Source organism: Escherichia sp. E1V33 (assembly GCF_004211955.1).
GTDB lineage: Bacteria > Pseudomonadota > Gammaproteobacteria > Enterobacterales > Enterobacteriaceae > Escherichia.
This window is the reverse complement of sequence record NZ_RHJI01000019.1, coordinates 150,824-175,269: the sequence shown is the minus strand read 5'-3', so window position 1 is coordinate 175,269 and position 24,446 is coordinate 150,824. Positions and strand designations below refer to the sequence as shown.

Below are 24,446 nucleotides of genomic sequence, written 5' to 3'. Positions count from 1 at the left end.
GCCCTTACCCATTAATCCCCGTTTGCACCGAAAGAATATGCTGCAAACTTTCTACCATAATGCGCCCCGACTGAAATAAGCCTTCCTGGATTTCATTGTTAACATTCACAGCGTGAACCAGGGAGGCTAATAACACCACTTGCAAGAAGGCAAAAATAAACGCACCGATAATCATAATATGCGTCGTAGGTATTTTCTTTTCATTCTTCATTGCAGATAACCCACAAACTGACCTTCCTTCATTAATGCCACTTTTCCCGTGTGGTGATAAACAATGACGTTATAAAGACCTGACTGATAAACAGTGGCATCTTTATTGTCTTCATCAATTGCACATAATGAATCATTGAGATAAGCGAAGTTTTTACTGCTCATTCTAAAGGTCATGCCAAATCCTTTATAAATGGCTTTCTTTGCCGCCTGGGCATGTTGTGCGGCTTCTGCATTTTTAAATGCCTGCGCTTCGGAAGCACTTAAAATAGCCGTCTGGCGCTGCTGTTCTGCGAGGTAACAGCTGTCATGACTGACGCCCTGCGCCTGGCAATCTGCGATGCGGGAAGCGGGTGAGCTACAGCCAGCCAGTAATATAACAGCCAGCAGGGAAAAGGATTTAATGGAGCTATTCATCATTGTTAACCTTAAATAAACTGCGGAATATTGCGAATAAGAAATTGCTATTAAAATTAGAACGAATAACCCACGCCGACACCCGCGCCGAAATCAGATTGTGTATCCGCAGAGACTCCCGCTTTAATTACCGTATGAATTCCAGCATTAAACGAAGCACCGACAGATACCGCAGATTCATTGTTGAATGTACCCGCCCCGGCAGACACCATCATAAAATCACCTGTCTTAACTTGAGGCTGTGAAGCAATAGCGACGGCTGACGCAATACCCGCATTAGCCTCTTTACGGTTATCTTCCACTTCGTGTTTCAACGAACTGAAGTTGTTATTGAGCGAATTGATTTGCTGGCTGTTATCTGCAACACGTTTTTGCGTGTTTGTTAACTGCTGGTGTGTTTGGGCAGAATCTTGTGTCAGACTTTCGATTTGCTCATGTGCCTGGGCCGAGTCTTGCGCAAGGTTTCGAATTTGTTCACCGTATTGCACGCTATCGATTTGCTGTTGCGTCGCGACATTGGAAGCCAGTTCATTAATTCTCTGCCCCTGATCAGCGGTTGAACGTTCATTGGCTTCATTTTGCGCCGTCAGTTTGGCATTAATCATCTTTTGATAATGCGCAGTTGACTGGGGATCGCCGATTGCAGCGACCGTTTTTTCTGTGGCTGCGATCTGCTTCTGTTGCTCTGTAATCTGCGTTTGTTGGGCTTCAGACTGTGATTGTTGCGCATCAGCAGTGGCTGTCTGAAGAGCGTTAATCATGCTCTGATAACGAGCAGCGGTCTTTACATCACCCGTGGCGGCAACGGTTTTTTGCGTGGCAGTGATTTGTTCCTGCTGTTCGGTAATCGCCGTACTGTTTTTTTCAATCTGGTTTTTGTTGTCGCTTACGACACCGGAAAGTTTCTGGCCATTCATCAGCGCGGTATTAGCGTTCGCGTTGGCATGATCGGCACTTGCTTTAACATCTGCGACATCATCTTTCATTGCACTCACATCGGTGCGGACAGCGGCAACATCTTTTTGTGTGTCGGAAATGGCCGACTTATTGGCGTCGATATCCGTTTGCGCCACCATAATGGCATGGTGCGCGTCATCGGCTTTAAGCGAAGCCCAGTTAGCAGAGTGCTGGGCATCCTGAATTGACGAGTCCTGTGCGGCATCGCGATGTATTTGGTTCTGCTCACTTAACGCCATCTGTTCTTGCTGTTCAGCAATAGAGGAGCTGTTTTTTTCAATCTGGTTTTTGTTGTCGCTCACGGCACCGGAAAGTTTCAGGCCATTCATCAGCGCGGTATTAGCGTTCGCATTGGCATGATCTGCACTTGCTTTAACATCTGCGACATCTTTCTGAGTATCAGCAATAGCTCCCTTGTTCGCATCAATTGCAGATTGCGCAGTGGTAAGCGCTTTTTTGGCGTCATCTGCATTTGCCGCCGCAATGCTTGCGATATTGTGTGCGTTCTGAATTGCGGTATCTTGCGCCGCGTCGCGATCAGCCTGGTTTTGGTCGGTGACGTTGCTGTCAGTCTGTACGGCTGTACTGGCAGGGTAAATATTATCGCCTGTCTGCGGGTCCATATATCCATGAGAAAACAGGTAATCTTGCGCGGCTTCTGTATTACCTGTCCGAATCATGAAGCGATTGATTTTTTGATCGATTTCATCATGAGACATACCTGGGTGAATCGCTGTCAGTTCTGTCGCTGCCGCTTCAACCGTATCATCTGCAAAAGCAGATGGGCTCACAATGGTAGCAACAACGACAGCCAGTAAAGACAACTTTACAGATTTCATTTATTTTTTCTCAATCAAATTAAGTTTTATTTTGGTTTCTAATAGAAACTAATAATATTTCTATTGGAGTTAATATGCGTTGCAATTTAATCGAAATCTACGCCGCCATTTGTGTGATGTAAAGCGCATTTTTGTCTTGTGTAAGCGTAAACACTGTCTATAAGAAACTTAATTGGTTTCTTAAATAAATAATTTTGAAAATCATTTTGTGCTATTTTAGCGTAAAGAAGAGTAAAGACTTGTTTTGATAAGCGAAATAAATTCTGTTTCTGGACTAAACGTGAAGCGGTTCCTGATGTGTGCTAAAATGCGTTTCTTTGATAAATCTCAATTTTTAAGAGGTTTACGCCAGGCAGGAAAATTTAAATGAATGAATTTGAGAAGATTTTTAATGAAATGAATCTGGACCGGGCATTGCTACCGATCCTTTTTCGTTCGAACCGGTCAACAGTGTGGAAATATTTAAGTGGCGATAGTACGGCTCCTGCCTCTGCCATGTCGCTGATTATGCTGTTGCAGTTAATCCAGAAACGAAACCCCGATCTGTTAGCCGAATGGTTAACACTTTCTGATTTCACCATTCCGCCAGAAGTTTACCTGGACCAGCCTGATTACTGGAAAGGGTGGGTGTATACCCAACACAAGGTCAATAAAAACGTCCTGGAATATTTAAAAAAACACTACCCGGATGAAGACCAAAAAGGTATGGGTAAAGGCCGGGAAGAGTAATTTTGCCTCTACTCGGCTATATGCCGGATGCGGCGTAAACGCCTTATCCGGCCTACGATTCGGGCACAGACTTCCAGGCATGATAATACGCGTCAGCGTCGCATCAGGCATCGGCGTATAACCGCCGGATGCGGCGTAAACGCCTTATCCGGCCTACGATTCGGGCACAGACTTCCAGGCATGATAATACGCGCCCGCCTCGCATCAGGTGTCGGTGCACGACTGCCGGATGCGGCGCAAGCGCCTTATCTGGCCTACGATTCGGGCACAGACTTCCAGGCATGATAATACGCGCCCGCCTCGCATCAGGTGTCGGTGCACGACTGCCGGATGCGGCGCAAGCGCCTTATCTGGCCTACGATTCGGGCATATTTTGTAGGCCTGATAAGACGCGTCAGCGTCGCATCAGGCGATGACCGCACGGATGATCAACGTTATCCCTTCTATCGCAATGACTTCAACATGCGTACCTGCGCCTAAATCTTCGCTGGCGCTGACAGGCCATGAACTGTCGCCGACACGCATATGACCGCGCCCGTTGACCAGCGGTGATTCCAACACAAAACGTCGGCCAATCAATTGTTGCCCGCGCTGATTAAGATGGCTGTCACTGTGCTTTTGTTCGCGAACCCGCCGCGACAACCATTTCCACCACAACCAGGCGGCGAGCAGCGTCAGGACGGCAAACATAACCCCTTGCCACTCCCAACCCAGCGGCACCAGCCAGACCACCAGGCCGGTAATCACCGCTGCCACACCGCTCCACAACAAATAACCATTTCCGCCCAGCATCTCGGCTGCCAGCAGCAAACCACCGAGACTCAGCCAGAAAATATGTGGATGAACGACCATTAGCTCAATCATGGGTGAGTCCGTTTATCGGCGCTGTCTTTCACCAGTTCGGCAATCCCGGCAATCGATCCCATCAGGCTGCTGGCCTCTAATGGCATCATCACCACTTTGCTGTTACTGGAGGAACCAATCTGCTGTAACGCTTCGGTGTATTTCTGCGCCACGAAGTAGTTCACCGCCTGAATGTCGCCAGAAGCAATGGCTTCAGACACCATTTGGGTCGCGCGGGCTTCCGCTTCGGCAGAACGTTCACGGGCTTCAGCCTGTAAAAAGGCCGACTGACGTTCGCCTTCCGCTTTCAGGATTTGCGACTGTTTTTCACCTTCGGCTTTGAGGATTTCCGCCTGACGTATCCCTTCCGCTTCAAGAATGTAAGCGCGTTTGGTACGTTCCGCTTTCATCTGCGCGTTCATTGAAGAGATAAGCTCTGCGGGCGGGCGTACATCACGAATTTCGATACGGGTGACTTTTATCCCCCACGGATTAGTGGCTTCATCGACAATATGCAGCAGACGCGAGTTAATGCTGTCGCGCTGAGAGAGCATTTCATCGAGTTCCATTGAACCCAGAACGGTACGGATGTTAGTCATGGTCAGGTTGATGATCGCCAGTTCCAGATTGCTGACCTCATAAGCCGCGCGCGGAGCATCAATCACCTGAATAAAGCAAACGGCGTCGATAGTGACGTTGGCGTTATCTTTCGAGATAACTTCCTGGGATGGGATGTCGAGCACTTGCTCCATCATATTGATCTTACGACCAATACGATCCATAAACGGCACCACCAGACTTAGCCCCGGCTGTAACGTTTTGGTATAGCGACCAAAACGTTCTACTGTCCACTGATAGCCCTGCGGTACGATTTTGACACCCGCGCCAACAATGACCAGCGCGACAAAAATGAGAATCGGGATAAAAATTAGCATCGGAAAAACCTCCTGTTGTACCGTCCATAAAGAGCAAAATTGCTGCTTGATTAAACAAATTATACCTGATTACTGAAAGAGAGTTCCCCCTTATTCTTGTGGAGGATAAACTGTTTTTAGTAAAAATCAGAAAAAGGGATGGGCAATGCAGGAAAATAGTCTTTTGCTCCAACTGCAAAATGTTGGATATCAGGCGGGCGATACGAAGATTCTAAATAACATCAATTTTTCGCTGCGTGCTGGCGAATTTAAGTTAATTACCGGCCCTTCCGGCTGTGGCAAAAGTACGTTGCTAAAAATTGTTGCTTCATTAATCAGTCCGACCAGCGGAACGTTACTGTTTGAAGGTGAGGATGTCAGCGCACTAAAGCCAGAAATTTACCGCCAACAAGTGTCTTACTGCGCCCAGACGCCGACGCTGTTTGGCGATACGGTATACGATAACTTGATCTTTCCCTGGCAGATCCGTAATAAGCAGCCTGACCCGGCTATCTTTCTCGATTTCCTCGAACGCTTCTCCTTACCGGACACCATTTTGACGAAAAATATCGCCGAGCTATCTGGTGGTGAAAAACAACGCATCTCGTTGATTCGTAACCTGCAATTTATGCCTAAGGTTTTATTGCTTGACGAAATCACCAGTGCACTGGATGAAAGTAATAAACATAACGTTAATGAAATTATCCATCGCTATGTGCGCGAGCAAAATATTGCCGTGCTGTGGGTAACACACGATAAAGACGAAATTAATCATGCGGATAAAGTGATTACGCTGCAACCGCATGCTGGAGAAATGCAGGAAGCACGCTATGAACTCGCATAATATTACTAACGAATCATTGGCGCTGGCATTAATGCTGGTGGTGGTGGCAATCTTAATTAGCCATAAAGAAAAACTGGCGCTGGAGAAAGATATTCTCTGGAGCGTCGGGCGCGCGATAATTCAGCTGATTATTGTCGGCTATGTGCTGAAATATATTTTCAGCGTGAATGATGCCAGCCTGACATTATTGATGGTGTTATTTATCTGCTTTAATGCGGCGTGGAATGCACAAAAACGCAGTAAATATATTGCTAAAGCTTTTATCTCGTCGTTTATTGCTATTACGGTCGGAGCGGGAATTACCCTGGCGGTACTGATCCTCTCAGGGTCGATTGAATTTATCCCGATGCAGGTGATCCCTATCGCCGGGATGATAGCCGGTAACGCCATGGTAGCGGTAGGACTGTGTTACAACAATTTAGGACAACGAGTGATTAGCGAACAGCAACAGATTCAGGAGAAACTGAGTCTTGGCGCGACGCCGAAACAGGCTTCAGCGATATTGATTCGAGACAGTATTCGCGCGGCTTTAATTCCGACGGTCGATTCAGCAAAAACGGTTGGCTTAGTAAGTTTACCAGGAATGATGTCCGGGCTGATATTTGCCGGGATTGATCCGGTGAAGGCGATTAAATATCAGATTATGGTGACCTTTATGCTGCTCTCAACCGCCAGCCTGTCGACCATTATTGCCTGCTATTTAACCTATCGTAAGTTTTACAATTCGCGCCACCAGTTGGTGGTGACGCAATTGAAGAAGAAATAATGCGATGCCGGATGCGCAGCATCGCATCCGGCGTTGTGGTTCATGTGCCGATCAACGGAAAATCAATACAACAACGCATACAGCTGGCGGCGATACTTCGACGCCAGTGCATCACCCGTACCCAGCGCAGCGAGGATCTCCTGGAACGTTTTACGTGTCTGACCGTCTGCGGCGGTGAGATCTTTACGCAGATGCCCAAACAGTAACTCCAGCGCCTCTTCATTGCGCCCAACCTGATGCAGTTGCAGCGCCAGTTGCGTTGCCAGTGCGGCATCTTCTGGATTCTCCGCCACCTGCTGTTGCAACTGTTGAATTTCCGGCGTATCAGCCGCCTGCTTCAGCAGTTCGATTTGCGCCACCAGCCCCTGATAGCGGGTGTCCTGATCCTGCAACGGAATGGTTTTCAGCACCGCTTCTGCATCTTCTGAACGGTTCAGCGCAATCAGCGTTTCTGCCAGCAGCAGGCCGATTTCCCCGTTCTGATTCGACAACTGCCAGGCGTCTTTCAGTAATGGCAGGGCGTCGGTGTAATTGCCTTCCTGCATCAGTTGCATCGCCTGCTGCGCTTTCAGCTCTTCTTCGCGCGGCAGCACCTTATCCAGCAGGGCGCGGATCGCCTCTTCCGGTTGCGGCCCCTGGAAGCCATCTACCGGTTGCCCGTTCTGGAACAGATACACGGTCGGAATCGCGCGCAGACCAAACTGGGCGGCAATCATCTGCTCCGCGTCGCAGTCCAGCTTCGCCAGAATAAATTGCCCGTTGTACTGCGCCGCGAGGCTTTCCAGAATTGGGGTTAACTGCAAACAGTGCTGGCTACGTTCAGACCAAAAATAGAACAGCACCGGAGTGGTCATCGACTGTTCAAGAACCTGTTGCAGGTTAGATTCGTTAATGTTGACAATATTTTCTACGGACATGGAGTCGCTCTCTGTTGTCGATATTTTCTTTGACATGGGGGCTTAAGCGCGCGCTTCAACTCACCCCTGCAATATTTTGTCCATCACGCGCCCCGGCAGCAGGCGCTTAAGCACCATTACTGCCCAGGTCACCAGCGTTACCGGATAGCGCATCTTCGGCTTCTCGCTAATAAAAGCATGGCGTACTTTGTCCACCACCGCTTCCGGTCCCAACGTAAAGCGGGCGGCGATGCCGGGATTTTCGACTGGTTTATCACTTTGCGTCTGGTTGACGTTGTCGGTGAAGCGAGTACGAATGGGACCGGGTTCGATCAGGCTGACTTTAATTCCGCTGTGGCGTAGCTCCATGCGCAGCGCGTCTGACCACGCCTCCAGCGCATATTTACTGGCCGCGTAAGCGCCACGACCCGGCGTGGAGATTAATCCCATCACCGATGATGTCATCACAATACGCCCTTCACCGTGCGGTAACATCGCGGGTAACAAGCGCATGGTGAGCTGGTGTGCGCCGAAAAAGTTGGCGGAAAACTGCTGTTCCATCTGCGCACGGCTGATGGTGGAAAGGGGGCCATACATGCCGAAGCCGGCATTGTTAAAGATCCCATACAGACAATTATCGGTCAGGGCGATCACTTCGTCGGCTGCGCGATCAACACTTTCTGGTGAATCCAGATCGATCAACACGCCGGTAAATCCCATGCTGTTCATGCGCTCAACATCATCCGGTTTCCGGCAACCTGCCAGCACATGAAAACCCTGGCGTTTTAATTCGAGCGCGCTTTCCAGGCCAATTCCACTGGAACATCCGGTAATTAAGACCGATTTTTGCATAACTTTACCTGTCAGGATCTCCGTTGCTTTATGAGTCATGATTTACTAAAGGCTGCAACTGCTTCGCCATCCAGTCGGCAATAAACGGCTGGGCGTCGCGGTTGGGATGAATACCGTCATCCTGCATCCATTGTGGCTTGAGGTAGACCTCTTCCATAAAAAAGGGCAGCAGCGGAACATCAAACTCTTTGGCGAGTTTGGGGTAAATGGCGCTAAAGGCTTCATTATAACGGCGACCATAGTTTGCAGGCAGACGTATTTGCATTAACAATGGTTCAGCGTTGGCGGCTTTGACATCCTGCAAAATCTGGCGCAGCGTTTGCTCGGTTTGCTGTGGCTGAAAACCACGCAAACCGTCATTGCCGCCCAGTTCAACCAGCACCCAGCGCGGCTGATGCTGTTTCAGCAGAGCCGGAAGGCGCGCCAGCCCTTGTTGCGAGGTGTCGCCGCTGATGCTGGCATTAACTACCGACGTTTTACTCTGCCACTTATCATTCAACAAGGCAGGCCAGGCCGCGCTGGCAGACATTCGATACCCGGCGCTCAGGCTATCACCCAGAATCAATAACGTGTCCGCTGCGGCGGCACGGAAGGTTAACAGGACCAGGAACAGGAAGGGCAAATGCCAGCGGAAAACATTGTTGAAGTTCATCATCTTAAGAAGTCCGTCGGTCAGGGGGAGCATGAACTCTCCATCCTCACCGGAGTTGAGCTGGTTGTCAAACGTGGCGAGACCATCGCGCTGGTGGGCGAGTCGGGATCGGGTAAGTCAACCTTGCTGGCAATCCTCGCAGGGCTGGATGACGGCAGCAGTGGCGAAGTGAGTCTGGTGGGACAACCGCTACATAATATGGACGAAGAAGCGCGGGCAAAGTTGCGCGCGAAGCACGTAGGCTTTGTTTTTCAGTCGTTTATGTTAATTCCTACCCTTAACGCGCTGGAAAACGTCGAGCTTCCGGCGCTGCTGCGCGGTGAGAGTAGCGCAGAAAGTCGTAACGGGGCGAAAGCGTTGCTCGAACAGTTAGGGCTGGGTAAACGTCTTGATCATCTTCCGGCACAGCTTTCCGGCGGCGAACAGCAACGAGTGGCGCTGGCGCGAGCCTTTAACGGTCGACCTGATGTGCTGTTTGCCGACGAACCCACCGGCAACCTTGACCGCCAGACGGGCGATAAAATTGCCGACTTGCTGTTTTCCCTCAACCGTGAGCATGGCACCACGTTGATTATGGTGACCCACGACCTGCAACTGGCGGCACGCTGCGACCGCTGCTTACGGCTGGTGAACGGGCAGTTGCAGGAGGAAGCATGATTGCACGTTGGTTCTGGCGCGAATGGCGTTCGCCGTCGCTATTAATTGTCTGGCTGGCGCTAAGCCTGGCGGTGGCCTGCGTGCTGGCGCTGGGCAACATCAGCGATCGCATGGAGAAGGGCTTAAGCCAACAAAGCCGGGAGTTTATGGCGGGCGATCGGGCGTTGCGCAGTTCGCGCGAAGTACCGCAAGCGTGGCTGGAGGAAGCGCAAAAGCGCGGCCTGAAAGTCGGCAAGCAGCTGACTTTCGCCACGATGACATTTGCAGGCGACACACCGCAGCTGGCGAACGTCAAAGCGGTGGATGACATCTACCCGATGTATGGCGATCTGCAAACTAATCCCCCTGGCCTGAAACCGCAGGCGGGCAGCGTATTGCTGGCCCCACGCCTGCTGGCACTGCTTAACCTGAAAACAGGCGACACCATCGACGTGGGTGATGCCACTTTGCGGATTGCCGGAGAAGTGATTCAGGAGCCGGATTCCGGTTTTAACCCCTTCCAGATGGCTCCGCGTCTAATGATGAATCTGGCGGATGTCGATAAGACCGGAGCCGTGCAGCCGGGGAGTCGGGTCACCTGGCGTTATAAATTCGGGGGCAGCGAGAACCAGCTCGACGGCTATGAGAAATGGTTGTTACCCCAGCTTAAACCCGAACAACGCTGGTACGGTCTGGAACAGGACAAAGGCGCGCTGGGGCGATCGATGGAACGCTCGCAACAGTTCCTACTGCTTTCGGCGCTTCTGACCTTGTTGCTGGCAGTGGCGGCGGTGGCGGTGGCGATGAATCATTACTGTCGTAGTCGCTACGATCTGGTGGCGATCCTCAAAACGCTGGGGGCAGGGCGAGCGCAACTGCGTAAGCTAATCGTCGGTCAGTGGTTGATGGTGCTGACGCTTTCAGCCGTTACCGGTGGGGCGATAGGGCTGTTGTTCGAAAATGTGTTGATGGTGCTGCTCAAGCCCGTTCTGCCTGCTGCACTACCGCCAGCCAGCCTCTGGCCATGGCTATGGGCGCTCGGCACCATGACGGTCATCTCGCTGCTGGTGGGGCTACGACCATACCGCTTGTTGCTGGCAACGCAGCCTTTACGCGTATTACGTAATGATGTGGTTGCGAACGTCTGGCCGCTGAAGTTTTATCTGCCGATTGTCAGTGTGGTGGTTGTGCTGCTGCTCGCCGGATTAATGGGCGGCAGTATGCTGCTTTGGGCGGTGCTGGCGGGCGCGGTAGTACTGGCTTTGCTGTGCGGTGTGCTGGGCTGGATGCTGCTGAATGTATTACGCAGCATGACGCTGAAATCGCTGCCTCTGCGCCTGGCGGTTAGCCGCTTGTTACGTCAGCCGTGGTCAACGTTAAGCCAGCTTTCGGCATTTTCGCTCTCCTTTATGCTGCTGGCACTGCTACTGGTGCTGCGTGGCGATCTGCTCGACCGCTGGCAGCAGCAGTTACCGCCAGAAAGCCCGAACTACTTTTTAATCAACATCGCCACAGAACAGGTAGCACCGCTAAAAGCGTTCCTCGCGGAACATCAGATAGTCCCGGAATCGTTTTATCCGGTGGTGCGGGCGAGACTGACGGCGATTAACGGCAAGCCGACAGAAGGCAATGAAGATGAGGCTCTCAATCGCGAACTCAATCTTACCTGGCAAAATACGCGGCCCGATCATAATCCGATTGTCGCCGGTAACTGGCCGCCAAAAGCTGATGAAGTGTCGATGGAAGAGGGGCTGGCGAAACGCTTAAACGTTGCCCTCGGTGATACCGTGACTTTTATGGGCGATACCCAAGAGTTCCGCGCTAAAGTGACCAGCCTGCGCAAAGTGGACTGGGAAAGTCTGCGGCCTAATTTCTATTTTATTTTCCCTGAAGGGGCATTAGACGGGCAGCCGCAGAGCTGGCTTACCAGTTTCCGCTGGGAGAATGGCAACGGCATGTTGACGCAACTCAACCGCCAGTTCCCGACCATTAGCCTGTTAGATATTGGCGCGATTTTAAAACAGGTCGGCCAGGTGCTGGAGCAGGTAAGTCGGGCGCTGGAAGTGATGGTGGTGCTGGTCACCGCCTGCGGTATGTTGCTGTTGCTGGCACAGGTGCAGGTGGGAATGCGTCAGCGTCATCAGGAGCTGGTGGTGTGGCGCACACTCGGTGCGGGGAAAAAACTGCTGCGCACGACATTGTGGTGTGAGTTCGCCATGCTCGGGTTTGTTTCCGGCCTGGTAGCCGCAATTGGTGCAGAAACGGCACTGGCAGTGTTGCAGGCGAAAGTGTTTGATTTTCCGTGGGAGCCAGACTGGCGATTGTGGATTGTGCTGCCGTGCAGCGGTGCGCTGCTGCTGTCGCTTTTCGGCGGCTGGCTGGGTGCGCGACTGGTTAAGGGTAAGGCGCTGTTCAGGCAGTTTGCGGGGTGATGACAGGTGTTAGATTGCCTGATGCGCTACGCTTATCAGGCCTACGAAGAGCGTGCAATATATTGATTTTGCAAGATTGTGTAGGCCGGATAAGGCGTTTACGCCGCATCCGGCATGAACAGTGTGCATTTTGGCAATAAATCTGAAACCAACTGTCATGTCGGTTTTTTTAAAGGCCGAAGGTGGTAAACCTTCGGCCTTAGCTACGTTTCCTCAGTTATTCAATAAACTGACGGATCAGTTCCAGCAGCGCGATTAGCGCCTTAAGCACGATGAGAACTTTATCGAGAAAAGTTTTCATCCGTTGCTCCCTTAAGGGAGAAAGACAATCACAGCTTACCCTTACGTTGCCTGTAACTATGATTTTCTTCATGTGCTAGATGAGGACTGCCTCTCTCCAAATTAGAGCACCAGAATCAGCACCACCTGTATCCTGACCAGGACTTAAAAGTACTTTTCCGCACTGCGGTAATCCCTTGAGGCAGTATCACTACTAGCGTCGGGATTGTATCGCCAACATAGCTGTTTGAATATGTAGGCATCCTGACTTATAATTCACTTGCTAGATGAGGACTGTTTCATTTCTGCCCGGAACCACCAAGTCTTGGGCGGAAAAAATAAAAAAACCGACTGTCATGTCGGTTTTTTTATATCTGTATTTTGGTGCAACCATTCTGTTCTCACGACAATCGCCGTTTCAGAATACCGCCCATCACTGCGCCTTAACCCATTCCGCCACTTCCGCCCACTCACCGCGAAAGACGATTTTTTCCGCTTTTTTCTCAAGCTGATAGCGATACATCGGGTCGTAATATTCTTCAAGTAGCGGCACCAGCCAGGCCATATGACAGTCGGTACTGCCAGTGGTGAGTTGCGTTGCCAGCGCCGCATCCAGACGTGCAGCCAGTTCGTTATAGCGCTGTAGCCCCAGCCGACGCTTAATCGCCGAAAGTCCGTGATGCAGGTATTCGCAATATTTCTGCCAGCCCTGTTCGTCGCCAAAAGCATGGGTAAAATCATGATGCATACGCAAGAAATACTCTTCGTTCAGGCGTTCAAGACGGATCTCAAACGGATCTTCTACCACCGCAATCGCCGCCTGGGTCATTCGCTCGCGCAGACATTCCGGCAGGTGATTCGAACCGATCATCCGGCTTTCATCTTCCAGCACCCACAGGCGCAAATCCTGACGGGCGTCGGTTTTTAGCATTTCGGCAGCCAGCAGGTTTTCAAAACTCGCCTGACTAAGCTGCGGTTGCAACGTGCGACCAAAAGCAGAACCGCGATGACGCGCCAGCCCTTCCAGATCAACACCGTTCGATTGCTGTTGTACCAAAAGCGTTTTACCGCTGCCGGTACAACCGCCAATCAGCACTATCGGTTTTTGTGACAGTTCAATGGTTGCCTGAATCGCAGTCTGGCGCAGTACCTTATAACCGCCTTCCACCAGCGGATAATCAATCCCCGCTTCATGCAGCCAGCGTTGCACAATATGTGAACGTTGACCGCCACGGGCGCAGCAGAGAATACCTTGCGGATTTTGCAGGCACGCTGCCCGCCAGGCGTACATACGCTGCTGACGAATTTCACCCGCCACCAGTTTATGCCCCAGTGCCAGCGCCGCATCTGACCCTTGCTGTTTATAGCAGGTGCCAACAGCGGCGCGTTCATCGTTATTCATTAACGGCAGGTTGATAGCTGCGGGCATTGCGCCTTGCTCAAACTCGATAGGGGCGCGAACATCAATAATGGGCGTATCAGCAATCAGCAGGGCACGATAGTCCTGTTCCGTGTGTCTCTCTTGCATAGTAAAAAGTAAACCTCAAATCAGCTTGCGCGCTATTTTACGCGCCAACGCGCAAGGAAACTTGATTTTTAACTGCGTGAGTTGCCGAAAATTTCTAAAAATCCACTGATTTCCGGTCTGCGCTGGGTAAACAAGGCCACAATATCTTCCACCGCTTTGCCACTGCCAAATTTACGCCATGCCAGACTCAATGGCGAAGGCGGGCGCATAGTTGGGATTACCCGGCTGACCAGTTGTTGATTATCGATCATTGACTGGCAAAGTGATTTTGGCAAAAAACCAATGCCAACGCCCGCCAGATGGGCTGCTATTTTCGTTTCCATATCAGGAACAATAATCTCTTTTTGCCCTGGCAATCGCCAGGCGACGCGTTTGGTTAAGGTGCGGGCGCTGTCTTCAATATTGACCGCCGGAAAGCGACGCAACTGCGCTTCTGTTAGCGGCTCTTCAACGTTCGCCAGCGGATGATCCGCCGCCATGACAAATCGCCATTGCACCGATCCTAAGGGATCAAGACTAAAGGTATTTGCCAGCGCCTCAGTTCCCGTGACGCCGATAGCCAGCGAAAAACCTTCGTACAATAGCGAATCCCAGACGCCCATATAGATTTGCCGGGAGATATGAAACTGGGTAAACGGGTAACGTTCATTCAGCCATGCCAGCAGTTGGGCGACGGCCTCGGAATTATAGAGCAGGTTGTTGATGACGATATTCACCTGGCGTTCCACGCCATCGTTCACCTGTTGCAGTTCGCTCGGCATGCTTTCCAGCCAACTCAGCCAGTCTCTGGCCTGACAAAGCAGATGTTCGCCTGCCGCTGTCAACGTCACGCAGCGAGTGGTACGGAAAAACAATGCCACCCCGGTATTCTCTTCCAGAAGTTTAATGCGATAACTGATGGTTGCCGTGGTTTTACATAATCGTTCTGCCGCTTTTGAAAAACTTCCCGTTTCGGCAACAGCGATGAAAGTCCGCAAAGTTTCTGGATCAAACATCTTCAGGTATCCCCTTTTAAATCCGCAAGTTGCGTGATTTTCTTGTCCTTTGATTTACCTGTATTTTCACATGATAACCCTGCGTGATTTGTGGGCTAAATCTAGTTTTGGAAAAATATTCCAACTTTTGTGTTGATGTTGTTCTCTTAAGGTTTTAGATTGCCTGTTATTCAAACCAAGCTGACCGATCGGCGGTGGTTGAACGGAATTATGTTACAAGGACAAAAAGATGAAACTTCAGGTATTACCGTTAAGTCAGGAAGCCTTCTGTGCTTATGGCGACGTTATTGAAACGCAGCAACGGGATTTTTTCCATATTAACAATGGCCTGGTAGAGCGCTATCACGATTTGGCGCTGGTTGAGATTCTTGAGCAAGACCGTACGCTTATCAGCATTAACCGCGCGCAACCGGCGAATCTGCCGCTGACTATTCACGAACTCGAACGTCATCCGCTCGGTACCCAGGCGTTTATCCCGATGAAAGGCGAAGTGTTTGTGGTGGTCGTGGCGTCAGGTGACGACAAACCAGACCTGTCAACGCTGCGGGCGTTTATCACCAACGGTGAACAGGGGGTGAATTATCATCGTAACGTCTGGCACCACCCGCTTTTCGCCTGGCAGCGCGTCACCGATTTTCTGACCATCGATCGCGGCGGCAGTGACAACTGTGATGTTGAAAGTATTCCTGAACAGGAACTCTGTTTTGCGTGACGCCTGCAACCGACTTGCATAAGATAAACTAATTGTTCATTGTTTATGCTCACTTGTAGGTCGGAGTTAACGTAGGTATGACGGAAGTTAGACGGCGCGGCAGGCCAGGACAGGCGGAGCCTGTGGCACAGAAGGGCGCACAGGCGTTAGAGCGGGGAATTGCGATTCTGCAATATCTGGAAAAAAGTGGGGGAAGTTCGTCGGTTAGCGATATTTCTCTCAATCTGGATTTGCCGCTTTCAACGACCTTTCGCCTGTTAAAGGTTTTACAGGCAGCGGATTTTGTCTATCAGGACAGTCAGTTAGGCTGGTGGCATATAGGATTAGGTGTCTTTAACGTCGGCTCGGCGTACATCCATAACCGTGATGTCCTCTCCGTCGCCGGGCCGTTTATGCGCCGCCTGATGTTACTTTCCGGCGAAACGGTCAATGTCGCGATCCGTAACGGCAATGAAGCGGTATTAATTGGTCAGTTAGAGTGTAAATCGATGGTCAGGATGTGTGCGCCGCTGGGCAGTCGTCTGCCACTGCATGCTTCCGGTGCAGGCAAGGCGCTGCTTTATCCGCTGGCGGAAGAGGAGTTGATGAGCATCATCCTGCAAACGGGTTTGCAGCAGTTTACGCCAACTACGCTTGTGGATATGCCCACCTTGCTGAAGGACCTGGAACAAGCGCGTGAACTGGGCTATACCGTAGATAAAGAAGAGCATGTTGTCGGCCTGAATTGCATAGCTTCAGCAATTTACGATGATGTAGGTAGTGTTGTTGCCGCTATCTCCATCTCCGGGCCTTCATCAAGACTGACAGAAGATCGTTTTGTCAGTCAGGGTGAGCTGGTCAGAGACACCGCCCGCGATATCAGCACGGCGTTGGGACTGAAAGCACATCCATAGTGTCTGTCGCATCCCGCTCTGCGGAGCGGGTTTTTTTGACAAAATTTGAAAGTTGGAAAATTTTTCCAATTAATAGAGGTAGGAATAAAATGGCAAAAATGAGAGCCGTTGACGCGGCAATGTATGTGCTGGAGAAAGAAGGTATCACCACCGCCTTCGGCGTTCCGGGAGCTGCAATCAATCCGTTCTACTCAGCGATGCGTAAGCACGGCGGTATTCGTCACATTCTGGCGCGTCATGTGGAAGGTGCTTCGCACATGGCGGAAGGTTATACCCGCGCAACGGCAGGGAATATCGGCGTATGTCTGGGGACTTCCGGTCCTGCGGGCACTGATATGATTACCGCGCTCTATTCTGCTTCTGCTGATTCCATTCCTATTCTGTGCATTACCGGCCAGGCTCCGCGCGCCCGTCTGCATAAAGAAGATTTTCAGGCCGTAGATATTGAAGCAATTGCTAAACCGGTCAGCAAAATGGCGGTTACAGTACGTGAAGCGGCGCTGGTGCCTCGCGTGCTGCAACAGGCATTTCACCTGATGCGTTCTGGTCGTCCGGGTCCGGTACTGGTGGATTTACCGTTCGACGTTCAGGTTGCGGAAATCGAGTTTGATCCTGACATGTACGAACCGCTGCCGGTCTACAAACCTGCTGCCAGCCGTATGCAGATCGAAAAAGCGGTAGAAATGTTAATCCAGGCCGAGCGTCCGGTGATTGTTGCTGGGGGCGGAGTGATCAACGCCGATGCTGCCGCACTGTTACAACAGTTTGCCGAACTGACCAGCGTTCCGGTGATCCCAACGCTGATGGGCTGGGGCTGTATCCCGGATGACCACGAACTGATGGCCGGGATGGTGGGTCTGCAAACCGCGCATCGTTACGGTAATGCAACGCTGCTGGCGTCCGACATGGTGTTTGGTATCGGTAACCGTTTTGCTAACCGTCATACCGGTTCGGTAGAGAAATACACCGAAGGGCGCAAAATCGTTCATATCGATATTGAGCCGACGCAAATTGGCCGCGTGCTGTGTCCGGATCTCGGCATTGTCTCCGACGCTAAAGCGGCGCTGACGCTGCTGGTTGAAGTGGCCCAGGAGATGCAAAAAGCGGGTCGTCTGCCGTGTCGTAAAGAGTGGGTCGCCGACTGCCAGCAACGCAAACGCACTCTGTTGCGTAAAACCCACTTCGACAACGTTCCGGTTAAACCGCAGCGCGTGTATGAAGAGATGAACAAAGCCTTTGGTCGCGATGTTTGCTATGTCACCACCATCGGTCTGTCACAAATCGCTGCGGCACAAATGCTGCATGTCTTTAAAGACCGTCACTGGATCAACTGTGGTCAGGCAGGCCCGCTGGGCTGGACCATTCCGGCGGCGCTGGGCGTGTGTGCTGCTGATCCAGAGCGCAATGTGGTGGCGATTTCCGGTGACTTCGACTTCCAGTTCCTGATTGAAGAATTAGCCGTTGGCGCACAGTTCAACATTCCGTACATCCATGTGCTGGTCAATAACGCCTATCTCGGTCTGATTCGCCAGTCGCAACGCGCATTTGATATGGATTACTGCGTACAGCTCGCGTTCGAAAATATTAACTCCAGTGATGTGAACGGTTATGGCGTTGACCACGTGAAAGTAGCGGAAGGTTTAGGTTGTAAAGCTATTCGCGTTTTCAAACCGGAAGATATTGCTCCAGCCTTTGAACAGGCGAAAGCCTTAATGGCGCAGTACCGTGTCCCGGTGGTGGTGGAAATTATGCTGGAACGTGTAACCAATATTTCGATGGGCAGCGAACTGGATAACGTCATGGAATTTGAAGATATCGCCGATAACGCAGCGGATGCACCGACTGAAACCTGCTTCATGCACTATGAATAAGGGAGATAAATAATGTTACGTTTCTCTGCTAATTTATCGATGTTATTTGGTGAATATGATTTTCTCGCCCGTTTTGAGAAAGCTGCGCAGTGTGGTTTTCGCGGCGTTGAATTTATGTTTCCTTATGACTACGACATTGAAGAATTAAAACAGGTGCTGGCGAGTAATAAACTCGAACATACGCTGCACAATTTACCGGCGGGTGACTGGGCGGAGGGGGAGCGCGGTATTGCCTGTATTCCTGGCCGTGAAGAAGAGTTTCGGGATGGCGTAGCAGCAGCGATTTGTTATGCCCGTGCGCTGGGTAATAAAAAAATTAACTGTCTGGTCGGTAAAACGCCGGCTGGTTTCAGCAGTGAACAGATTCACGCAACGCTTGTAGAAAACCTGCGTTATGCCGCGAATATGCTGATGAAAGAAGATATTTTATTACTGATTGAACCTATTAACCATTTTGATATTCCTGGTTTCCATCTCACCGGAACTCGGCAGGCGCTGAAATTGATTGATGATGTTGGTTGCTGCAATTTGAAAATTCAGTATGACATTTATCACATGCAGCGGATGGAAGGTGAATTAACCAACACCATGACTCAGTGGGCCGATAAAATAGGTCACCTGCAAATTGCCGATAATCCGCATCGCGGCGAACCGGGGACCGGAGAAATTAATTATGATTATCTCTTTAAGGTAATCGAAAATTCTGACTACAACGGTTGGGTTGGTTGTGAATATAAACCCCAAACCACCACGGAAGCCGGTTTACGCTGGATGGATCCGTACCGTTAAAACGTAACGCTGTTCAGACAATGCTTTTTTAGGCCGCAACGTCGGCAGGGGATCGTGTTGTCTGAATTCAGGAATAGCGACATTTAAAAAGAGGTTAATTATGAAACTGGGATTTATTGGCTTAGGCATTATGGGTACTCCGATGGCCATTAATCTGGCGCGTGCCGGTCATCAACTGCATGTCACAACCATTGGTCCGGTTGCTGATGAATTACTGTCACTGGGTGCCGTCAGTGTTGAAACTGCGCGCCAGGTAACGGAAGCATCGGACATCATTTTTATTATGGTGCCGGATACACCACAGGTTGAAGAAGTTCTATTCGGTGAAAATGGTTGTACCAAAGCCTCGCTAAAGGGCAAAACCATTGTTGATATGAGCTCCATTTCCCCGATTGAAACTAAACGTTTCGCTCGTCAGGTGAATGAACTGGGCGGTGATTATCTCGATGCGCCAGTCTCCGGCGGTGAAATCGGCGCGCGTGAAGGGACGTTGTCAATTATGGTTGGCGGTGACGAAGCGGTATTTGAACGTGTTAAACCGCTGTTTGAACTGCTCGGTAAAAATATCACCCTTGTGGGCGGTAACGGCGACGGTCAAACCTGCAAAGTGGCAAACCAGATTATCGTGGCGCTCAATATTGAAGCGGTTTCTGAAGCCCTGCTGTTTGCTTCAAAAGCCGGTGCGGACCCGGTACGTGTGCGCCAGGCGCTGATGGGCGGCTTTGCTTCCTCACGTATTCTGGAAGTTCACGGTGAGCGCATGATTAAACGCACCTTTAATCCAGGTTTCAAAATTGCGCTGCACCAGAAAGATCTCAACCTGGCACTGCAAAGTGCGAAAGCACTGGCGCTGAATCTGCCAAACACCGCGACCTGCCAGGAGTTATTTAATACCTGTGCGGCAAACGGTGGCAGCCAGTTGGATCACTCTGCGTTAGTGCAGGCGCTGGAATTAATGGCTAACCATAAACTGGCCTGATACCCGCAATAAAAATGGCCGATATCAGAAAATGAATCGGCCAGCAATATTAAAAAAGAAAGCAGCCAAAGATGTTGCTTCAGTATTAAAAATAATATTTTTATTTTATTTGTTCCTCATAGCTAGATTAAAACAACGTTATTCGATACGTGAAATTAAGAGGGATTTATGGAACATCAGAGAAAACTATTCCAGCAACGCGGCTATAGCGAAGATCTATTGCCGAAAACGCAAAGTCAGCGGACCTGGAAAACATTTAACTATTTTACCTTATGGATGGGTTCGGTTCATAACGTTCCCAATTATGTGATGGTCGGCGGCTTTTTTATTCTCGGCTTGTCTACCTTTAGTATTATGCTGGCAATTATCCTCAGCGCCTTTTTCATTGCCGCGGTAATGGTATTAAACGGCGCTGCAGGCAGTAAATACGGCGTACCGTTTGCCATGATCCTGCGAGCTTCTTATGGCGTACGTGGCGCACTGTTTCCCGGATTATTAAGAGGCGGTATTGCTGCCATAATGTGGTTTGGCCTGCAATGTTACGCGGGGTCACTGGCCTGCTTGATTCTGATTGGCAAAATCTGGCCAGGATTTTTAACTCTCGGTGGTGATTTCACGCTGTTAGGCCTTTCTCTACCGGGCTTAATTACTTTCTTACTCTTCTGGCTGGTCAACGTTGGTATAGGTTTTGGCGGTGGCAAAGTTTTAAATAAATTCACTGCCATTCTTAACCCGTGCATCTATATCGTTTTCGGCGGTATGGCGATTTGGGCGATTTCGCTGGTCGGGCTCGGTCCAATCTTTGACTACATTCCGAGCGGTATTCAGAAAGCAGAAAACAGTGGATTCTTGTTCCTGGTAGTGATTAACGCGGTAGTTGCGGTCTGGGCGGCACCGGCGGTGAGCGCATCCGACTTTACGCAAAACGCCCACTCGTTTCGTGAACAGGCGCTGGGGCAAACGCTGGGTTTAGTTGTGGCCTATATTCTGTTTGCGGTCGCTGGGGTATGTATTATTGCCGGAGCCAGTATTCACTACGGCGCTGACACCTGGAACGTGCTGGATATTGTTCAGCGTTGGGACAGCCTGTTTGCCTCGTTCTTTGCGGTACTGGTTATTCTGATGACCACCATCTCCACGAACGCCACCGGTAATATTATTCCGGCCGGTTATCAGATTGCTGCCATTGCACCGACAAAACTGACCTATAAAAACGGCGTACTGATTGCCAGTATTATCAGCCTGCTGATCTGCCCGTGGAAATTAATGGAAAATCAGGACAGTATTTATCTGTTCCTCGATATCATCGGCGGAATGCTGGGTCCGGTAATTGGTGTCATGATGGCGCATTATTTTGTGGTGATGCGTGGGCAAATTAATCTTGATGAACTGTACACCGCACCTGGCGATTATAAATATTACGATAACGGATTTAATCTCACGGCGTTCTCAGTAACTCTGGTTGCGGTTGTTTTATCTCTCGGCGGTAAATTTATTCCGGTCATGGAACCGTTATCGCGTGTTTCATGGTTTGTCGGCGTGATCGTCGCCTTTGCGGCCTACGCTTTATTAAAAAAACGCACAGCAGTCGAAAAAACAGGAGAGCAAAAAGTCACAGGTTAATTAATCCCGATATTCAAAATTGAGTTAGAAAAACCAATCTGTATTTTACAAGGAGTTTGTTATGTCTTTTGATTTAATTATTAAAAACGGCACCGTCATTTTAGAAAACGAAGCTCGCGTTGTAGATATCGCCGTTAAAGGCGGAAAAATTGCCGCTATCGGTCAGGATCTGGGCGATGCAAAAGAAGTTATGGATGCGTCTGGCCTGGTCGTTTCTCCGGGCATGGTTGATGCGCACACCCATATTTCTGAACCGGGTCGTAGCCACTGGGAAGGTTATGAAACCGGCACTCGCGCAGCGGCAAAAGGTGGTATCACCACCATGATCGAAATGCCGCTCAACCAGCTGCCTGCAACGGTTGACCGCGCTTCAATTGAACTGAAGTTCGATGCCGCTAAAGGCAAGCTGACTATCGATGCGGCACAACTCGGTGGCCTGGTGTCTTACAACATCGACCGTCTGCATGAGCTGGATGAAGTAGGCGTTGTCGGCTTCAAATGCTTCGTTGCGACCTGTGGCGATCGCGGTATCGACAACGACTTCCGTGATGTAAACGACTGGCAGTTCTTCAAAGGTGCGCAGAAGCTGGGCGAACTGGGGCAGCCGGTGCTGGTGCACTGCGAAAACGCGCTGATCTGTGACGCACTGGGCGAAGAAGCGAAACGTGAAGGTCGCGTAACTGCCCATGACTATGTGGCTTCGCGTCCGGTATTTACCGAAGTGGAAGCGATTCGCCGCGTGCTGTATCTGGCGAAAGTTGCCGGTTGCCGTCTGCACGTTTGCCATATCAGCAGCCCGGAAGGCGTTGAAGAAGTGACTCGTGCACGTCAGGAAGGTCAGGACGTTACTTGTGAATCCTGCCCGCATTACTTCGTACTGGATACCGATCAGTTCGAAGAAATCGGTACTCTGGCGAAGTGTTCACCGCCGATCCGCGATCTGGAAAACCAGAAAGGCATGTGGGAAAAACTGTTTAACGGTGAAATCGACTGCCTGGTTTCCGACCACTCACCATGCCCTCCGGAAATGAAAGCCGGCAACATCATGGAAGCATGGGGCGGTATTGCCGGTCTGCAAAACTGTATGGACGTGATGTTCGATGAAGCGGTACAGAAACGCGGAATGTCTCTGCCAATGTTCGGCAAATTAATGGCGACTAACGCAGCAGATATTTTTGGTCTGCAGCAAAAAGGCCGTATCGCCCCAGGAAAAGATGCCGACTTCGTCTTCATTCAGCCGAATAGCAGCTATGTTCTTACCAATGACGATCTGGAATATCGCCACAAAGTCAGCCCGTATGTTGGCCGTACCATTGGCGCGCGTATCACGAAAACCATCTTACGTGGTGATGTGATTTACGACATCGAACAGGGCTTCCCTGTTGCGCCGAAAGGTCAATTTATCCTTAAACATCAGCAGTAATCTGGCCCCTGCAATGCCCGTCCTTGCGGCGGGCATTCTCCGGTTAAGGTGTGTTTATGTTCAATTTTGCAGTTAGCCGCGAAAGCCTGTTATCAGGATTTCAGTGGTTTTTCTTTATTTTTTGCAACACGGTTGTGGTTCCTCCTACGCTACTTTCTGCTTTTCAGTTGCCGCAAAGTAGCCTGCTTACACTCACACAATATGCTTTTCTTGCTACCGCACTGGCCTGCTTCGCTCAGGCGTTCTGTGGCCATCGTCGCGCTATTATGGAAGGGCCGGGGGGCCTGTGGTGGGGAACCATCCTAACTATCACCCTTGGCGAAGCATCGCGCGGGACACCGATCAACGATATCGCCACCAGCCTGGCAGTGGGGATTGCGCTCTCCGGCGTGCTGACGATGTTGATTGGTTTTAGCGGATTAGGCCATCGCCTGGCACGGTTATTTACGCCGTCGGTGATGGTCTTGTTTATGTTGATGCTGGGCGCGCAGCTGACCACTATCTTTTTCAAAGGTATGCTCGGGCTACCGTTTGGCATAGCCGACCCAAATTTTAAAATTCAGTTACCACCGTTCGCGCTCTCGGTGGCGGTGATGTGCCTGGTACTGGCGATGATTATCTTTCTGCCGCAACGTTTTGCCCGTTATGGCCTGCTGGTCGGTACGATAACCGGCTGGTTGTTGTGGTACTTTTGCTTTCCTTCTTCGCATTCGCTCTCCGGTGAGTTGCACTGGCAGTGGTTCCCGCTCGGCAGTGGCGGTGCTTTGTCGCCGGGGATTATTTTGACGGCGGTGATTACAGGTCTGGTAAATATCAGCAATACCTACGGTGCGATTCGGGGCACGGATGTTTTTTATCCGCAGCAGGGCGCGGGGAATACGCGTTATAGTCGCAGCTTTGTGGCGACCGGATTTATGACACTGATAACCGTGCCGCTGGCAGTAATTCCATTTTCACCGTTTGTTTCATCCATTGGTTTATTAACCCAGACTGGCGATTACACGCGGCGTTCGTTTATTTATGGCAGCGTTATTTGCCTGCTGGTGGCGCTGGTTCCGGCACTCACGCGACTGTTTTGCAGTATCCCTTTACCCGTGAGTAGTGCGGTCATGCTGGTTTCTTATCTGCCTTTACTCTTTTCCGCGCTGGTGTTTAGCCAGCAAATAACGTTTACCGCTCGCAATATTTATCGACTCGCATTGCCGTTATTTGTCGGCATATTTTTAATGGCATTACCGCCTGTGTATCTGCAAGACCTTCCATTAACGCTTCGTCCTCTGCTCAGTAACGGCTTATTGGTCGGGATTTTACTGGCTGTTCTTATGGATAACCTTATTCCGTGGGAACGCATCGAATAATTTGTTGAA

Annotated in this window: 23 protein-coding genes and 1 pseudogene; 13 read left to right on the top strand and 11 right to left on the bottom strand. The window is 50.6% G+C overall.

The genetic code is table 11. The features are described from left to right. Positions 1–4 precede the first annotated feature (4 nt). From D9742_RS17530 to D9742_RS17520, 3 genes are read right to left on the bottom strand one after another with little or no spacing between them, the layout of a single operon-like run. Positions 5–211, bottom strand: a complete 207-nt coding sequence (locus tag D9742_RS17530) for a hypothetical protein (RefSeq protein WP_130237716.1) — start codon at positions 209–211, stop codon at positions 5–7. Further along, positions 208–630: a hypothetical protein gene (locus D9742_RS17525; RefSeq protein WP_130237715.1), complete on the bottom strand. Its 423-nt coding sequence runs from the start codon at positions 628–630 to the stop codon at positions 208–210. The genes D9742_RS17530 and D9742_RS17525 overlap by 4 nt, the downstream gene beginning before the upstream one ends. 53 nt (positions 631–683) lie before the next feature. Continuing rightward, the gene (locus D9742_RS17520; RefSeq protein ID WP_130237714.1) at positions 684–2,423 is read right to left on the bottom strand and encodes a YadA-like family protein; all 1,740 of its coding nucleotides are present in this window, start codon (positions 2,421–2,423) and stop codon (positions 684–686) included. Positions 2,424–2,789: 366 nt separating this feature from the next. Here D9742_RS17520 and D9742_RS17515 point away from each other — a divergent pair, with 366 nt between their 5' ends. After that, positions 2,790–3,152: a hypothetical protein gene (locus D9742_RS17515; RefSeq protein WP_130237713.1), complete on the top strand. Its 363-nt coding sequence runs from the start codon at positions 2,790–2,792 to the stop codon at positions 3,150–3,152. A 405-nt stretch (positions 3,153–3,557) separates the two neighbouring features. Here D9742_RS17515 and D9742_RS17510 read toward each other — a convergent pair whose 3' ends face one another. Both D9742_RS17510 and D9742_RS17505 read right to left on the bottom strand, forming a co-directional pair. Further along, a complete protein-coding gene (locus tag D9742_RS17510) occupies positions 3,558–4,016 on the bottom strand; it encodes an NfeD family protein (protein WP_130237712.1) in 459 nt (152 codons plus the stop codon). Then, positions 4,013–4,930: an SPFH domain-containing protein gene (locus D9742_RS17505; RefSeq protein WP_130237711.1), complete on the bottom strand. Its 918-nt coding sequence runs from the start codon at positions 4,928–4,930 to the stop codon at positions 4,013–4,015. The genes D9742_RS17510 and D9742_RS17505 overlap by 4 nt, the downstream gene beginning before the upstream one ends. 145 nt (positions 4,931–5,075) lie before the next feature. Between D9742_RS17505 and fetA the strand changes: the two genes are divergently transcribed. Then, positions 5,076–5,753, top strand: coding sequence for an iron ABC transporter ATP-binding protein FetA (fetA, locus tag D9742_RS17500; protein ID WP_130237710.1), 678 nt, complete (start codon positions 5,076–5,078; stop codon positions 5,751–5,753). After that, positions 5,740–6,519 (top strand): iron export ABC transporter permease subunit FetB, encoded by a 780-nt coding sequence (gene fetB / locus D9742_RS17495; protein ID WP_130237709.1) that lies wholly within the window; start codon positions 5,740–5,742, stop codon positions 6,517–6,519. Before fetA ends, fetB begins: the two co-directional genes overlap by 14 nt. Positions 6,520–6,581: 62 nt before the next feature. On the opposite strand, the gene cnoX is transcribed toward fetB, so the two are convergent. From cnoX to tesA, 3 genes are read right to left on the bottom strand one after another with little or no spacing between them, the layout of a single operon-like run. After that, complete coding sequence (gene cnoX / locus D9742_RS17490) at positions 6,582–7,436, bottom strand: chaperedoxin (RefSeq protein WP_001295322.1); 855 nt, start codon at positions 7,434–7,436, stop codon at positions 6,582–6,584. Positions 7,437–7,496: 60 nt separating this feature from the next. Continuing rightward, positions 7,497–8,306 carry an NADP(+)-dependent aldehyde reductase gene (gene ybbO, locus D9742_RS17485; protein ID WP_000148959.1) on the bottom strand — a complete coding sequence of 270 codons (810 nt, stop codon included), beginning with the start codon at positions 8,304–8,306 and terminating at the stop codon, positions 7,497–7,499. After that, on the bottom strand, positions 8,296–8,919 hold the full coding sequence (gene tesA / locus D9742_RS17480) for a multifunctional acyl-CoA thioesterase I/protease I/lysophospholipase L1 (RefSeq protein ID WP_001295836.1): 624 nt from the start codon (positions 8,917–8,919) through the stop codon (positions 8,296–8,298). The genes ybbO and tesA overlap by 11 nt, the downstream gene beginning before the upstream one ends. On the opposite strand from tesA, the gene ybbA reads away from it, so the two are divergent. Beyond that, positions 8,890–9,576, top strand: a complete 687-nt coding sequence (gene ybbA / locus D9742_RS17475; RefSeq protein WP_001110573.1) for a putative ABC transporter ATP-binding protein YbbA — start codon at positions 8,890–8,892, stop codon at positions 9,574–9,576. The two genes, tesA and ybbA, sit on opposite strands and share 30 nt — an antisense overlap. Then, the gene (gene ybbP, locus D9742_RS17470; RefSeq protein ID WP_130237708.1) at positions 9,573–11,987 is read left to right on the top strand and encodes a putative ABC transporter permease subunit YbbP; all 2,415 of its coding nucleotides are present in this window, start codon (positions 9,573–9,575) and stop codon (positions 11,985–11,987) included. The genes ybbA and ybbP overlap by 4 nt, the downstream gene beginning before the upstream one ends. A 15-nt stretch (positions 11,988–12,002) precedes the next feature. Here ybbP and D9742_RS23720 read toward each other — a convergent pair. The 3 genes and pseudogenes from D9742_RS23720 to allS all read right to left on the bottom strand — a co-directional run. Continuing rightward, a pseudogene (locus tag D9742_RS23720) lies at positions 12,003–12,101 on the bottom strand (hypothetical protein); the annotation flags it as partial. Between the two features lie 598 nt (positions 12,102–12,699). After that, positions 12,700–13,794 carry a tRNA 2-selenouridine(34) synthase MnmH gene (mnmH, locus tag D9742_RS17465; protein ID WP_130237707.1) on the bottom strand — a complete coding sequence of 365 codons (1,095 nt, stop codon included), beginning with the start codon at positions 13,792–13,794 and terminating at the stop codon, positions 12,700–12,702. A 68-nt stretch (positions 13,795–13,862) separates the two neighbouring features. Beyond that, entirely contained in the window at positions 13,863–14,789 is a 927-nt protein-coding gene (allS, locus tag D9742_RS17460; RefSeq protein WP_130237706.1) for an HTH-type transcriptional activator AllS, read from the bottom strand. Between the two features lie 229 nt (positions 14,790–15,018). Here allS and allA point away from each other — a divergent pair, with 229 nt between their 5' ends. The 8 genes from allA to D9742_RS17420 all read left to right on the top strand — a co-directional run bounded on the left by allA (position 15,019) and on the right by D9742_RS17420 (position 24,437). Further along, the gene (allA, locus tag D9742_RS17455; RefSeq protein ID WP_130206359.1) at positions 15,019–15,501 is read left to right on the top strand and encodes an ureidoglycolate lyase; all 483 of its coding nucleotides are present in this window, start codon (positions 15,019–15,021) and stop codon (positions 15,499–15,501) included. Positions 15,502–15,578: 77 nt separating this feature from the next. Then, on the top strand, positions 15,579–16,394 hold the full coding sequence (allR, locus tag D9742_RS17450; RefSeq protein ID WP_130237705.1) for an HTH-type transcriptional repressor AllR: 816 nt from the start codon (positions 15,579–15,581) through the stop codon (positions 16,392–16,394). Positions 16,395–16,483: 89 nt separating this feature from the next. Beyond that, the gene (gene gcl, locus D9742_RS17445; RefSeq protein WP_130237704.1) at positions 16,484–18,265 is read left to right on the top strand and encodes a glyoxylate carboligase; all 1,782 of its coding nucleotides are present in this window, start codon (positions 16,484–16,486) and stop codon (positions 18,263–18,265) included. Positions 18,266–18,277: 12 nt separating this feature from the next. Next, a complete protein-coding gene (gene hyi / locus D9742_RS17440) occupies positions 18,278–19,054 on the top strand; it encodes a hydroxypyruvate isomerase (protein WP_130237703.1) in 777 nt (258 codons plus the stop codon). Positions 19,055–19,154: 100 nt separating this feature from the next. Beyond that, the gene (glxR, locus tag D9742_RS17435; protein WP_000765839.1) at positions 19,155–20,033 is read left to right on the top strand and encodes a 2-hydroxy-3-oxopropionate reductase; all 879 of its coding nucleotides are present in this window, start codon (positions 19,155–19,157) and stop codon (positions 20,031–20,033) included. Positions 20,034–20,201: 168 nt separating this feature from the next. Beyond that, the gene (locus D9742_RS17430; RefSeq protein ID WP_130237702.1) at positions 20,202–21,656 is read left to right on the top strand and encodes a putative allantoin permease; all 1,455 of its coding nucleotides are present in this window, start codon (positions 20,202–20,204) and stop codon (positions 21,654–21,656) included. Positions 21,657–21,717: 61 nt separating this feature from the next. Then, complete coding sequence (gene allB / locus D9742_RS17425) at positions 21,718–23,079, top strand: allantoinase AllB (protein WP_000006887.1); 1,362 nt, start codon at positions 21,718–21,720, stop codon at positions 23,077–23,079. Between the two features lie 56 nt (positions 23,080–23,135). Continuing rightward, positions 23,136–24,437, top strand: coding sequence for a uracil/xanthine transporter (locus D9742_RS17420; protein ID WP_097315694.1), 1,302 nt, complete (start codon positions 23,136–23,138; stop codon positions 24,435–24,437). Positions 24,438–24,446 lie beyond the last annotated feature (9 nt).

Excerpts from the sequence above, each read along its gene's own strand:
- D9742_RS17530 (WP_130237716.1), bottom strand. The coding sequence starts at position 211 with ATGAAGAATGAAAAGAAAATACCTACGACGCATATTATGATTATCGGT.
- D9742_RS17525 (WP_130237715.1), bottom strand. The coding sequence starts at position 630 with ATGATGAATAGCTCCATTAAATCCTTTTCCCTGCTGGCTGTTATATTA.
- D9742_RS17520 (WP_130237714.1), bottom strand. The coding sequence starts at position 2,423 with ATGAAATCTGTAAAGTTGTCTTTACTGGCTGTCGTTGTTGCTACCATT.
- D9742_RS17515 (WP_130237713.1), top strand. The coding sequence starts at position 2,790 with ATGAATGAATTTGAGAAGATTTTTAATGAAATGAATCTGGACCGGGCA.
- D9742_RS17510 (WP_130237712.1), bottom strand. The coding sequence starts at position 4,016 with ATGATTGAGCTAATGGTCGTTCATCCACATATTTTCTGGCTGAGTCTC.
- D9742_RS17505 (WP_130237711.1), bottom strand. The coding sequence starts at position 4,930 with ATGCTAATTTTTATCCCGATTCTCATTTTTGTCGCGCTGGTCATTGTT.
- fetA (WP_130237710.1), top strand. The coding sequence starts at position 5,076 with ATGCAGGAAAATAGTCTTTTGCTCCAACTGCAAAATGTTGGATATCAG.
- fetB (WP_130237709.1), top strand. The coding sequence starts at position 5,740 with ATGAACTCGCATAATATTACTAACGAATCATTGGCGCTGGCATTAATG.
- cnoX (WP_001295322.1), bottom strand. The coding sequence starts at position 7,436 with ATGTCCGTAGAAAATATTGTCAACATTAACGAATCTAACCTGCAACAG.
- ybbO (WP_000148959.1), bottom strand. The coding sequence starts at position 8,306 with ATGACTCATAAAGCAACGGAGATCCTGACAGGTAAAGTTATGCAAAAA.
- ybbA (WP_001110573.1), top strand. The coding sequence starts at position 8,890 with ATGCCAGCGGAAAACATTGTTGAAGTTCATCATCTTAAGAAGTCCGTC.
- tesA (WP_001295836.1), bottom strand. The coding sequence starts at position 8,919 with ATGAACTTCAACAATGTTTTCCGCTGGCATTTGCCCTTCCTGTTCCTG.
- ybbP (WP_130237708.1), top strand. The coding sequence starts at position 9,573 with ATGATTGCACGTTGGTTCTGGCGCGAATGGCGTTCGCCGTCGCTATTA.
- mnmH (WP_130237707.1), bottom strand. The coding sequence starts at position 13,794 with ATGCAAGAGAGACACACGGAACAGGACTATCGTGCCCTGCTGATTGCT.
- allS (WP_130237706.1), bottom strand. The coding sequence starts at position 14,789 with ATGTTTGATCCAGAAACTTTGCGGACTTTCATCGCTGTTGCCGAAACG.
- allA (WP_130206359.1), top strand. The coding sequence starts at position 15,019 with ATGAAACTTCAGGTATTACCGTTAAGTCAGGAAGCCTTCTGTGCTTAT.
- allR (WP_130237705.1), top strand. The coding sequence starts at position 15,579 with ATGACGGAAGTTAGACGGCGCGGCAGGCCAGGACAGGCGGAGCCTGTG.
- gcl (WP_130237704.1), top strand. The coding sequence starts at position 16,484 with ATGGCAAAAATGAGAGCCGTTGACGCGGCAATGTATGTGCTGGAGAAA.
- hyi (WP_130237703.1), top strand. The coding sequence starts at position 18,278 with ATGTTACGTTTCTCTGCTAATTTATCGATGTTATTTGGTGAATATGAT.
- glxR (WP_000765839.1), top strand. The coding sequence starts at position 19,155 with ATGAAACTGGGATTTATTGGCTTAGGCATTATGGGTACTCCGATGGCC.
- D9742_RS17430 (WP_130237702.1), top strand. The coding sequence starts at position 20,202 with ATGGAACATCAGAGAAAACTATTCCAGCAACGCGGCTATAGCGAAGAT.
- allB (WP_000006887.1), top strand. The coding sequence starts at position 21,718 with ATGTCTTTTGATTTAATTATTAAAAACGGCACCGTCATTTTAGAAAAC.
- D9742_RS17420 (WP_097315694.1), top strand. The coding sequence starts at position 23,136 with ATGTTCAATTTTGCAGTTAGCCGCGAAAGCCTGTTATCAGGATTTCAG.